The organism is Priestia aryabhattai B8W22 (assembly GCF_000956595.1).
In the GTDB taxonomy this organism is placed as follows: Bacteria; Bacillota; Bacilli; order Bacillales; family Bacillaceae_H; genus Priestia; species Priestia aryabhattai.
In genome coordinates, this window is sequence record NZ_JYOO01000048.1 from 18725 (window position 1) to 31083 (window position 12359).

At 36.2% G+C, this 12359-nt stretch carries 9 protein-coding genes and 1 pseudogene; 1 reads left to right on the forward strand and 9 read right to left on the reverse strand.

Annotation, left to right across the window (positions count from 1 at the left end):
• Nucleotides 1-362: 362 nt before the first annotated feature.
• From N178_RS28080 to N178_RS24115, 8 genes and pseudogenes are all read right to left on the reverse strand, one after another.
• A pseudogene (locus tag N178_RS28080) lies at nt 363-473 on the reverse strand (hypothetical protein); the annotation flags it as partial.
• A 266-nt stretch (nt 474-739) separates the two neighbouring features.
• The gene (locus N178_RS25570) at nt 740-2425 is read right to left on the reverse strand and encodes a NucA/NucB deoxyribonuclease domain-containing protein (RefSeq protein WP_052942431.1); all 1686 of its coding nucleotides are present in this window, start codon (nt 2423-2425) and stop codon (nt 740-742) included.
• A gap of 394 nt (nt 2426-2819) precedes the next feature.
• Nucleotides 2820-3485: an HAD family hydrolase gene (locus N178_RS24090; protein WP_045295360.1), complete on the reverse strand. Its 666-nt coding sequence runs from the start codon at nt 3483-3485 to the stop codon at nt 2820-2822.
• 945 nt (nt 3486-4430) lie between these two features.
• Complete coding sequence (locus N178_RS24095) at nt 4431-5531, reverse strand: GerAB/ArcD/ProY family transporter (protein WP_045295361.1); 1101 nt, start codon at nt 5529-5531, stop codon at nt 4431-4433.
• Between the two features lie 212 nt (nt 5532-5743).
• Nucleotides 5744-6856 (reverse strand): GerAB/ArcD/ProY family transporter, encoded by a 1113-nt coding sequence (locus N178_RS24100; protein WP_045295362.1) that lies wholly within the window; start codon nt 6854-6856, stop codon nt 5744-5746.
• A gap of 207 nt (nt 6857-7063) precedes the next feature.
• The gene (locus N178_RS24105) at nt 7064-8173 is read right to left on the reverse strand and encodes a GerAB/ArcD/ProY family transporter (RefSeq protein WP_045295363.1); all 1110 of its coding nucleotides are present in this window, start codon (nt 8171-8173) and stop codon (nt 7064-7066) included.
• 21 nt (nt 8174-8194) lie between these two features.
• Nucleotides 8195-9421 (reverse strand): Ger(x)C family spore germination protein, encoded by a 1227-nt coding sequence (locus tag N178_RS24110; RefSeq protein ID WP_045295364.1) that lies wholly within the window; start codon nt 9419-9421, stop codon nt 8195-8197.
• Complete coding sequence (locus N178_RS24115) at nt 9411-11033, reverse strand: spore germination protein (RefSeq protein WP_045295365.1); 1623 nt, start codon at nt 11031-11033, stop codon at nt 9411-9413. The genes N178_RS24110 and N178_RS24115 overlap by 11 nt, the downstream gene beginning before the upstream one ends.
• Nucleotides 11034-11165: 132 nt before the next feature.
• On the opposite strand from N178_RS24115, the gene N178_RS24120 reads away from it, so the two are divergent.
• Nucleotides 11166-11390 (forward strand): YczF family membrane protein, encoded by a 225-nt coding sequence (locus N178_RS24120; protein ID WP_045295366.1) that lies wholly within the window; start codon nt 11166-11168, stop codon nt 11388-11390.
• An 89-nt stretch (nt 11391-11479) separates the two neighbouring features.
• On the opposite strand, the gene N178_RS24125 is transcribed toward N178_RS24120, so the two are convergent.
• Complete coding sequence (locus N178_RS24125) at nt 11480-12256, reverse strand: DUF4046 domain-containing protein (RefSeq protein WP_045295367.1); 777 nt, start codon at nt 12254-12256, stop codon at nt 11480-11482.
• Nucleotides 12257-12359: the final 103 nt, after the last annotated feature.

A 12359-nucleotide genomic window follows, 5' to 3' on the forward strand; every position in this document is an offset into this window, starting at 1 on the left:
GACTTATTCCTTCTGTTCAGAAAGATAAAGTCACCTACACAATTTTCCCATTCATTATTAGTTATCCTTTCAGTTTTTCTTATTTATACGTTTATTGATTTACATGTTCCTGTTCTAACTGATTTACTACATTATCCTGACATTCATTGATAAATAGATAAGTAAGGTATGAATGTAAGTCAAATCGTTGTTTATTAATAAATGTAGAAAAAACCTGTTTATATTCGCTCAATAGTTTGACCTCCTTTATGTGAGTTCCTATTTTCATTATCGCCCAACTAGCAATCTCTTATACATACAAATCAATAAAGTATTCTGTATGATAAGCTATTTTTATCATGTATTTAATATAAATTGATAATTTACTGTTTCTTTTCATTATAATATTGCACAGGGAACATAGCTCCTTCCGAGACCATTTTATTATCTTCAGTGTCCATAGGATCTGGATGACCAGCTTTGTGTATAGGGAACGAGGTCAATTTTTGAGTTGATGACTTATATGGAATAGCTTTTTTTACACTTTGAACAAACCCTTTTACCTTATCTAAGTACTTGTTGCTATATTAACGAGAGAAATAATACCAACCACTATATTACAACTAAATAGTTAATCTTCTTTACTTTAATCGACCATAGGTAGCTGTTGAAACAGTAGGTTTAGATTTGATTCTCTAATGGTTTAAAAGAGGCTGGCCTTTAAGTGTCACATACTTAAAGAACAGCCTCTAAGTTATTATTATGGGATGGCATAGACCTCGACAGTGAAGCTTTCTCCATCGGTGTCTTCCGGTCTGGCGACGTAGAAATCTTCACTCGTTTTGATTTCTGTCTCGGATCCGTCTGTAAGGTCATTAAAGATCGTTTCGTCAATGCCGAAGCTGATGTCTTTCATGACATCGAATTTCGCATTAGTAGGACCATCGACGATTTTCCATTGTAACTTGGTCGCGTAAGAAGGGATATTCCCGATCGTGAAGTTATCACTTGATCGGTTATCCTGTCCGTCCTGAGGCTGGCCTTCCGATCGGATCGTCGCTATTTTCTCAGGGGCTTCGACCTGCACATTGAAAGTATCCCCATCCAAAATCCTATCATAGGCGTACCAGGCACCGAGCCATGTCCCTGCAGCGCCGTTCGATTCGCTTGAAATCATTTTTACTGAAAAATTATCCGATCCATTGGTCGCCGAACCTTCCCAGGTGGAAGCAAACGGATATTCGTCACACTGCTTGCCGGTCCGATCCTCATCTCCGAATTCCCTTTCACAAGTCCTTCTTGTCTTGTTCCTATTGCGATTATATTCATCCTGATGACGTTTCGGATACATCCGTGTCAGTGTGCTGTCTCCCACAGCTCCCGGTATTTTCTTTCCAACCATTTGAGGCTTCGTCTGATCTGGATGATCCATCGCAAACTTCCAATGCTGTCCAGCTTCAGATAACATTGAAAATTCTGGCTTTGTGACCGGAACATTGAAGATTGGTGTGGCTTTACTGAATACGGCTCCTTGCCAGAAATATTGATTAGGAAAGGCAAACATATATTTTGCAGAATCGTACCGAACGGTCTGTTTAATACCATCAATACTCTTTTTGAATTTCCTTGGTGCATGTGTAAGGGTAAGTTTTGGCCAAAATTCCATGTACCCTAACTGATCAGGGTTTGCGTCAGTTGGTGGGGGTGCTTCTGATGTGAAAATTTCTGTGCTGAAGTTCGTATTTTTCCATTGGGCGATTGTTCGTTCCGTCGGCGGAAAGTCGGGATCCTCTTTACAGTCACCTGCGTTCACCTTGGATTCACATACCATATCAATTTTCAACTTGGCTCCATTCAAGGATGGATGGGTCACGAGGATATCATCAAGTGTATAATAGACCCTCATTTTCCGGCTTTGGTTGGAGCCATAACCTATTTCAGTGAATTGAAATTGAACGCCTTCGTAAAAACAGAACCCACCAATGCATTTTACTGGGACTTGATATGTTGCGACGTGGGACCAACAGAAGGAATACCGATTCTTAATATACCCTGTTTCTGAACTGCTGTCTGGACTTCCCTGGCATTCTTCTGTAGTCAGGATATGATCATAGTCGAAGTCAGGCGGTGTCCATCCGGCTGCTGTCTTGATCGGAGGCGCCATGTTCGCTCTGTATGTTGTGTCACTTTGCTGGTCTTCCTCCATCAATTTATCTAATGTCTGAATGCCTTCTTTTTTCTGGATCTGATCTTGCTTGATCCCAATCTCTTCAACTGACTTGCCTTGCTTCATAAGTTTAGTTGCCTTTTCAATCTTCTCCTTGTTGTTTGGGAGCCAATAACCTCCGCCATTTGAATCAGACTGCGCTTGTGCTGGTGAAATCATTCCTGTGACCAAAAACAAAAAAAGTACAGATAAAACGATACGTCTATAAAACCTGGACATCCTATCCCTCCCTTATTTTTTGATTTGGAATAAAACTTTGTTTTAGAAACATATAGAGGATATTATCTTTGCAGACAATAAACTAAATTCATTACTTCGATGGCATCCAAATCGATGATAGAATACTACAAAAAAATTTTTCCGACAATATACTATAAGGAAAATGAAACCAAAAACCTACAATAATTACCATATTAATTAGCGTACTAGGAAAAATGGGTCATATAAAGAATTCCTTTATTTATAAAGATTCTCCACAATTGGGCGCCATTTATCGTCATTAAGGTAAATAGTTAAACTGTGGATTTTTACGAAATACTTTACAATTTACTTAACATAAAACATGTTATCGGCACTGAAAAAGGATCTTTGTTTAAAAGATCCTTTTAACTGCTTATTTAACTTTACTTGCTAGTAAAATATCTTTTATCTCGTCAATACTATTGATTATATATGTTGGATTGGAATCACTTAATTCTTTAAATGAACCATATCCATAAGTTACTCCAACAGAGTCAATACCCGTATTATTTGCGCCAATAATATCGTGTTTTCTGTCCCCAATCATAATAAAATCCTCTAACCTATGCTCATTGTACTTATCAAGTATGTATTGAATAATTTCAGTTTTTGATGATCTCGTTCCATCAAGATTACTTCCAACAACAAGTTCAAAATACTGGTCAATATTAAAATACTTTAGTATTTGTTCAGCAAATACAGTAGGCTTTGAAGTTGCAACAACTAAAGTATATTTTCGTTCTTTTAATGACTTTAATAGTAAAGGAATATCTGAATATAACTCATTCTCAAACATCCCCTTATCCCTAAACCTTTCCCTGTAATAATCAATCGCCCTTTGTGTATCTACCTCATCAAAATCGTAATATTCACCAAATGAAACTTGAAGTGGTGGACCGATAAAACATTCAAGGTTATCGATATTAGGCTCATCAATGTCCATTTTCTGTAGCGCATATTGAACAGATTTAGTTATGCCTATCTTGGGATCTGAAAGTGTTCCATCTAAATCAAATAAAATTATTTTATATTTGTCCATATTAGGCTCCCCCTTTGCATTAAATAATCTCCTCATTTTACCATATAAAATTCAGAATAATTTCAAGATCTCATTAAACCGCCCAATTTTCTTCATTAAACGACCGATTGCTGAATAAGATCCCCAATAATCAGTTGAATAGTCTACTATATAAATCTAGTAAACATAATGTTCCTTTCCGGAACACATCACAAAAAAGAACCCTTATGGGAGTAAGGGTTCAATCTAGGATAGGTTTCTGCCATATGCACCTTTTATACATATGCTCAAAGCTGTCCTATATTGCCTTATTTATAAATTTGTTGTACAATTATTCAGATTTTTCTATGAATAGAAACATATAAATTCCCTAAAAGCTATCCGTCCTGCAACGATGGGGTAGCTTTCTTTTTTTATTAACGATAATAATTACTTTAACATCTTGTAATAGATTTAAATATCTTATTCGTAAAAGTATATCTTGTTAGAAAAATCCGCGTCGAAATAAAAGAAATAACTTTTAAATAATCATTGATATTCTGTGATTTAGAAGCGTAATACTTTGTAGAAAAAAGTTTCATTTGTCTACATGGAGTAAAATCAATAACACTACTTTTAATAAAATACGTTTAGTTTTACTTAATGATATGACGAAAAGTAGAACTACACATAATCAGTTTTTTTAAAGGGGGAAGAAAAATCAATATTAAAAATCAACAATTCCTAGAGACTATTGATTATTTGCTTTCCTCAATTTTAAGTATGCATATGCACTTAACATGAGGGCTACAATCACTATACAAGTAAGAGGAAATAGAATTGTATTAACAAAATGATCATAAAAACAGGTATACATAAAAATCACCTCAAATAGTTTAAATTCCCCCTAATAATCCTTGTTTTAGAGGGGGGTAACAGATTGTAAGAACCACCTCATATTCGAAGGGAATAATGCAAATAAACCTTTTATTGCTTATGGTCCTTTCTATTTTTCAAGAAAGCAACAAGAAGCAGCAGAATAGGCATAATCGCAGAGAGGGGAATATACAAAACAAACATCTCTATCCCCAATCCTTCATGGAGGTGTTCTTGAAAATTGCTAGAAATCGTCATTGACATAAATAGAATCATAAGTCCTATAGGATATGAAAGTCGTGAAGATGATTTAATCTTAAATAAGTTGGCCGTCCCTATGACAGCCGCATAAAGCAATACGCTTATCTTAAAGAAACCACCGGTAACTAAAGCAATCATAAAAAACACATCAAGACGTTCTAAAAAGTCAGCTACTTGGATGCTTTGTATGGTACTAAGAAGAGGAAATTGGGAACGTTCAGTCAAATCAACCCCAAGTACACTAATGTTAATCAGCATGGCAATAGTCAAGTTGATGCCAGCTAATCCTGATGCACATAACATGGTCACTTTGGCTTTCTTTGGGTTTTTTAAATACGGTAAAATCATTGTAAACACAATCGCTTCACTAAAAGGAAAATACAAGATTTGAGTAAAAACAACTTTCAAGGGTGGGAATATCCCTTCTTCGAGTACTGGTTGTAAGTTCGTAATATCGATTAATCCTGAACATACAATCAGAATAAAGCCAGTGATGGCTAGGATATACATGATTATAAAAAAGATTTCTCCTGACCGGGCTATTACTTCTATACCTTTGCGAACTGTATAAATAATAACAAGAATCAATAAAGCATTCGCAATAAACAAAGGGGTATCGGGATAAGCAAAGGTTAACAGCATCTCGCCGATATCACGTAGAACCCTTGCTACATTATAGATAAAATAAAAGATATAAAGAAAGGCCAGTACGCTTCCTATGGCTTTACCTAAGATTTTTTGCATGTACTCTGTAGGTAAAATATCTGGATAGTACGAGTAAAGTTTATTATAGACTAGAAACAGAACAAAACTGAATACGGTTCCAAGCAGAATCGCAAGCCAAGAGTCCTGTTTTGCGTCCATAGCAATGGGTAACAATAAAGTAGTACCCAGCTCAAACAAAACCATTAGGATAAAAAGCTGATTAGCACTAATTTTAGCTTTCTCCATTCAATCCGCCTTCCTTTTCAACTGTATTTAAGGAACTGTTTTAATTTTTTGGCTTATCCTTTACTGCTTTCACCACTTCCGATTTTTCGAATGTTATGTAATAGATACTAGATTTACTTTAAGGTTAATTCTAGGCTAAAAGTATTCTTTCCACGGTTAAGAACTTTACTGGGGAATTTAACAAGGATGACAAAATTCTATACGAAAATTAGCTAGTTAAATTTGTTTTTCCCATGCTTCTTCCTATTTTTAAAGAAAGCTACAAGAAGAAGCAAAGGAGGAATAATCCCAAGAAGAGGAATGTGTATAGTAAACATTGCCACCTTCAGTCCTTCGTGGTTATGTTCTTGAACATTGCTCGCAATGGTAATAGATAAGAAGAGAATGATTAGCCCCAAAGGATACGATAACCTTGAAGGTGATTTAACCTTGAATAAATTTGCTGTACCTATGACAGCTGCATAAAATAACAAGCAGATTTTAAAGAAGATAGTGATAATTGAAGCAAGCATAAAAAATACATCAAGCCTTTCTAAAAAATTAGCTACTTGGATGCTCTCCACTGTGCTAAGAAGTGGATACTGTGAACGTGCAGTTAAATCAACTCCCAATACGCAAACATTAATGAGCATGGTAATAATTAAATTAATTCCACTTAATCCACTTGCACATAGCATGGTCACCTTTGCTTTCTTAGGATTATTTAAATACGGTAAAATCATGGTAAATACAATGACTTCTGTAAATGGAAAATACAAAGTTTGAGTAAATACCACTTTTAGGACAGGAAATAAACCTTCTTCCAAAATAGGTTGTAAATTTTTAATCTCGATTAATCCAGAAGATATAATTAAGATAAAACCAGCAACCGCAAGGACATACATAAAAATAAAAAGCAGTTCTCCGGATCGAGCTATGACCTCAATTCCTTTTCTGATTGTATAAATAATGACAAGCATTAATAATGCATTGGCAATGAATAAAGGTGTGTCAGGATAGGCAAAGGTTAATAGCATTTCACCAAAATCACGTAGAACCCTTGAGGCATCGTACATAAAATAAAGAATGTAAACAAAGGCCAGTACGGTACCTAATACTTTCCCTAAAATCTTTTGGATATATTCTGTAGGCAAAAGGTCAGGATAATAGGTATAAAGCTTGTGGTAGATTAGCAATAGAACGAAACTGAATACCATTCCAAGGAGAATTGCAAGCCAAGCGTCTTGTTTTGCATCTATTGCAAGAGGTACCAGTAAAGCACTCCCCAATTCGAATAGAACCATTAAGATAAAGAGCTGACTAGAACTAATCTTAGCTTTTTCCATTCAATTGAGACCTCCTTTTCGGTTTTATTAAAGCTTCCTTTTGCTTTTTTGAATGGCTATTTAACTTTCTATTGCTTTCGAACGTTATTTAATAAAGATGAGATTTGTTCTAAAGGTAATTCTAATGTAGAGAGAATCTTTCTACGGGTAATTACCTTATTAGGAAATGTCGCTGTAAAGACTATATTCTATATAAAAACTAGCTGATCAACTATGTTTACTCCCATGAACCTTCCTTTTTTGTAAGAAAGCTATAAAAAGAAGGATAGGAGGAATTATGGTGAATAGAGGGATATGCAGAATAAACTTGGCTATATATAATCCTTCATGGAGATGTTCTTGGAAATTACTCGCGATTGTGACAGATAAAAATAGAACAACAATACCTAAAGGATACGCTAACATTGAAGGTGATGTAATTTTGAATAAGTTAGCTGTTCCTATGGTGGCTGCATAAAATAATATGGTAACCTTAAAAAAAATCCCAATCACCATAGCAAGCATAAAAAACACATCAAGCCGTTCTAAAAAATCTGCTACTTGGATGCTCGCGACTGTACTAAGAAGTGGGAATTGGGAACGCGCAGTTAGATTAACACCAAGTACACTAATATTAATGAGCATCGTAATAACCAAATTGATTCCACTTAATCCCGTTGCACATAGCATAGTCACTTTTGCTTTCTTAGAATCATTTAAATACGGCAAAATCATTGTAAACACAATAGCTTCAGTAAACGGAAAATATAACGTTTCAGACAATGCAACCTTTACCGATGGTAATAAGCCTTCTTCCAAAACAGGTTGTAAATTCTTAAAATCAATTAAACCAGAAGATATAATTAAGATAAAGCCAGCAACTGCAAGGATATACATAAAAATAAAAAGCAGTTCTCCGGATCGAGCTATGACCTCAATTCCTTTTCTAATGGTGTAAATAATGACAAGTATTAATAATGCATTTGCGATGAATAAAGGCGTGTCAGGATAGGCAAAAGTTAACAGCATTTCACCAAAATCACGTAGAACTCTTGAAGCATCATACATAAAATAAAGAATGTAAACAAAGGCAAGTACAGTACCCAGCACTTTCCCTAAAATCTTTTGCATATATTCTGTAGGTAAGAGGTTGGGATAATAGGTGTAAAGTTTATGATAAACTAAAAATAAAATAAAGCTTCCTAACATACCCAGCAGAATTCCAAGCCATGCATCCTGCTTAGCCCTGATGGCAAGAGGTACCAGTAAAGCACTCCCCAGCTCAAACAGAACCATTAAGATAAAGAGCTGACTAGCACTAATTTTCGCTTTCTCCATTCAACTGGCACCTCCTTTTCCTTACTTTTGATTCTCCTTTATTCCTGAAAGAAACGATTTATTTCGTAAACCAGCTCGACGTACGTAGGCTTCCACTGTAATATCTACATCTAACTTTGGAAAGTACACATCATTCCATTCCGTTTTTAACTTCTTAAATTGATTTGGTCTAGTACGGTGAATCACTTCACCGAATCCCAAAATATCCGTTTTGTTTTTTTGTGCATGTTCAATAGCTACACTTAGCTCTTTTTTAATTTCTTTCCTCAACGATTGTTCGATTTTTGTAATGACCTTTGGATTGGTGATATCAACAGGTACCTCCATGTCGCCTATATCTCCTTCAACACGTGTATGAACAGAAATATGAGGTTTCCCATTCTTCACCTGAGCAGACACACTTGTTTTTTGTCGTACAGTTTGATAAGCAATAGCCTCTTTCTTTCCTGCCCAACTAATATTAATATTCGTCCCTTGAATTTTATCGAGAATCCATACCGTCCCTCTTGCTGGTTTTCCATACAGCCAATCCACTAGCTTTCCCTGTTTTAAGACAGCAATTCCGGAAGCGCGAAGTGTTGCCGCGGGTGCACTTTCCTGAAGGTTATCTAGCTTTTGTGCTTGCTGGGGATTCCCAACTAGACGAAATCCTGATACGACAGCTCCTCTTCCAGGAGACTCAATGCTCTTCATCACTTCTTGGAGTGATGTTTTTACATTCTCTCCCCATTTTCTTTCCGTAAATTCTAAGGTTTTTAGCACTTTATTCGCTGGAATTTTATCAACTGGGGTTAATGTTTTGACAAGGTCAGCTGCGGTCGAGTTTTTCGCAATCACAAGAGTGGAAGTATTTCGAAATTCCGGATCCCGATCTAAACTATCAATTAACGTATTAAGCCCTTCTTTTCTGGCCAGCCTTTCTCCCACTACGACTAAGTTTGTATGAGCATAATACAATCGTCGAGAGATTCTGCCTGAAGCCCGTCTACTTGCTTCTACTATATTATCCCCTGAAGCCGAATAGATGGTAATAGGAGGGCTTTGGCTGCCTCCTCCTCCTTGCATACCTCCTGCCACGTTTCCTGGATTAATAATTTGAAGTGTTAAGTGAAATCTTCCATCTTTCGTTTCGTCGATACCCATGGCTGATACAATAGCAAGGTCCGTTAATTCTTTTTTACTCCAGCAACTTGTGAGCAAAAGCGTCATTGTCATCATCAATAAAAGAAAAACCCCTTTACGCTTCATTGTTGTTACCTTCTTCAAAATCGCTATTCACCATACCTCGAGATGCAGGAGGGTGTGGGTGTTGATTTGTCCCTTCTCGAACCGTATTAGCAGTAATTAATCGCGGTCTTTGTCTCAGTGTCCACCACGGTAATCTCACAACAGTATCTCCATTGTTTACGGGGATGAAGGGAGCAAATGGAGCCATATAGGGTACTCCAAATGAACGTAAGCTGCATAGATGGACAACCATCATTAAAAGACACAAAATGATGCCGTAGAATCCAAATGTTGCTGCACCGATCATAAACAAAAAACGAATTAAACGGGCCGAAATCGCCATATCAAAAGATGGTGTGGCAAAACTAGCAATAGCCGTGATGGATACAATGATAACCATTGCTGGTGAAACAATACTTGCTTGAACAGCTGCTTGACCTATTACAAGGGCCCCGACAATAGATACTGCCGAACCAATAGCTTTAGGTAAACGTATCCCTGCTTCGCGTAAGATTTCAAAGGTTATTTCCATAAGCACGGCTTCCACAAACGCTGGAAAAGGAACGGATTCCCTCTGTGCCGCAATAGCTACAATGAGCATGGTTGGAACCATTTCTTGGTGAAAGGTTGTAACGGCAACATAGGTAGCTGGCGCAATGAGCGAAATCATAAACATAAAAATACGCAAAAGCCGAATCGAGGTAGCAATGTCAAACCGGGCATAATAATCTTCAGCCGATTGGAAAAATTGCATAAATATAGCTGGCGCAATGAGTACAAAAGGGGTCCCATCTACAAATATAGCAATCCGCCCTTCTAACAGGTTCCCTGCTACAACGTCAGGTCTTTCTGTGTTGTACATAGTTGGAAAAGGAGTCAATGTTTGATCCTCTATTAGTTGTTCAATATATCCTGATTCCAAAATGCTGTCGATATCAATTCGATGTAATCGCTGACGAATTTCTTTGACGACTTTATCATTGGCAATGCCATGTATGTACATAAGCGTCACATCTGTCTTAGTTACACGCCCAACTTTTAAAGACTCCATCCATAAATCGGGGGTCTTAATGATGCGGCGTACCATAGCTGTATTGGTCCCAAGAGACTCGGTAAATGCTCCTTTTGGTCCTCGCACTACCATTTGGGTAGTAGATTCCGCAATGGAACGCTTTTCTCCACCTTTAGTACTAGCACTCAGTGCCTGATCTACTCCATCCACTAAAATAAGAGTATCTCCTGCCATTAAAGATGCAAATAAATCATCGAAGTTAGTGATGGGAGATATGTTTCCAATTGTCATTATATCTTTAGAAAGCAGGTCTATCGCATTTTGCTGATTTATTACTTCTTTATGATCATCCTTCATCATAGATTGCAGTAGATATTCTTGAATCGACTGATTGTCTACAATTCCTTCTACATAGACAATCGCCGTTTTAATGTCAGAATCCCCCCCCATTTTTATCTCACGAATAACGACATCTGAACTATTTCCCGTTTTCTGCTCAATCATGTTAAGGTTGCCTGATAACGAAACCTGTATCCGTTCTATTTGATGATCAGTAGTTTGATTCTCGTCACTCTTTGGCCGTTTCTTTTTTGGTTTGCGATCTTTAAAAAACGAAGGCATAGATTTAAGCACCCTTCTTTCAGTTTTTATTACTTTAACCATATAAGAGTTTTTTATGTAAAAATTAACAATAAATATTTATGTATCATCATAGAAGAAAAGGAAGAACCTATTATATGGAGCGTGATAGATATGAAAATCATAGGTATTAGCCTTTTAATGTTGGGATGTTTAATGGGCTTTTCTTTAGGTATTGATATTGTTCAAGGATTTGATGTTTCTCAGGCGTTGTACAACGCCATGAGTCCATTTAGGGTAATGGAAGTCGCTGAATTATTTGTACTCTTTTTTCTTCTTTTTCTTTTTTTTGCTGAATCGTTATATCTTTTTATGAAGAAGAAAAATCAAAGCAAGTAACCATATACTCATCAATTATCATTTTTAAAAATAGGAAATAGACATAATGGTAATTTAGTTCAGGCTACCCGTTTCAATCAGTTCTTTCATTAATCAAGATTCATATAAAATAATTCATCATCTGTGTTATTTAGTTGTTCATTTATCCATTTCCTTACATTATTCATTCTGGAATCAAAAGCCATTTGAAAGAGACCAGTTAACTGAAAATCGGTAAAATGACTTCTCTTTAATTGGAGAAAAGCCTCCTGATAGGAAGAGAAATGAAGCTGTTTGAATAAGAAATCATCCATTGCCTCTCGAATATATTCTTCATTTTTCCAACAATTCATGGGAACATGAGCAAATTGCCAAGGCCTAAAGACACTAGGATAAATCGCTTCAACTATTTGAAAAGGGGAATAGCCTAAAAGCGTAAAGGCGCCACCTAAACCATGTTGTCTAAAAAAATTAAAATTAACTCGAAAGGGTATTTCTTCCATAGGAATCTTCATTTTTTCCTCTATTACATATTTTACTGCCTCAATAGCTCTTCTCTTTCCTTCTTCTCCCTCCCAATATTTATCAGGAGTTTGTTGGAATTGCCAAGGTTTAAATTTTCCTGGATAGGCATTATCAATGACTTCATAATAATTCCATCCATATAGCATAGCAGGAGGTCTGAGACGATGAGACCATAATGTATTGGCACCTACTTGAAAAGGGATTTCATCGATGGGGATTGATAAGAGTTGCTCAAGTAAATAGCATGTCATATAGCGCATATATTTTTTTCCTTCCTTACCTACAAAGAAATAATTAGGAAATCTTTTTCTTCTCTTTTCTAGAACATCTTGATAAACTTCAATGACTTGTTCTCTATTCACTATCGAAAGCCCCTTTTGAGAAAGTATATTTTTTATTATTATGTATAATAATGGGATTTATATACGAATGGAGCTGAATCTGATAAGATACATAATAAAAAAG

Coding starts and splice junctions, on each gene's coding strand:
- N178_RS24115 (WP_045295365.1), bottom strand. CDS start 11,033: ATGCCTTCGTTTTTTAAAGATCGCAAACCAAAAAAGAAACGGCCAAAG.
- N178_RS24100 (WP_045295362.1), bottom strand. CDS start 6,856: ATGGAAAAAGCTAAGATTAGTTCTAGTCAGCTCTTTATCTTAATGGTT.
- N178_RS24105 (WP_045295363.1), bottom strand. CDS start 8,173: ATGGAGAAAGCGAAAATTAGTGCTAGTCAGCTCTTTATCTTAATGGTT.
- N178_RS24120 (WP_045295366.1), top strand. CDS start 11,166: ATGAAAATCATAGGTATTAGCCTTTTAATGTTGGGATGTTTAATGGGC.
- N178_RS25570 (WP_052942431.1), bottom strand. CDS start 2,425: ATGTCCAGGTTTTATAGACGTATCGTTTTATCTGTACTTTTTTTGTTT.
- N178_RS24090 (WP_045295360.1), bottom strand. CDS start 3,485: ATGGACAAATATAAAATAATTTTATTTGATTTAGATGGAACACTTTCA.
- N178_RS24095 (WP_045295361.1), bottom strand. CDS start 5,531: ATGGAGAAAGCTAAAATTAGTGCTAATCAGCTTTTTATCCTAATGGTT.
- N178_RS24110 (WP_045295364.1), bottom strand. CDS start 9,421: ATGAAGCGTAAAGGGGTTTTTCTTTTATTGATGATGACAATGACGCTT.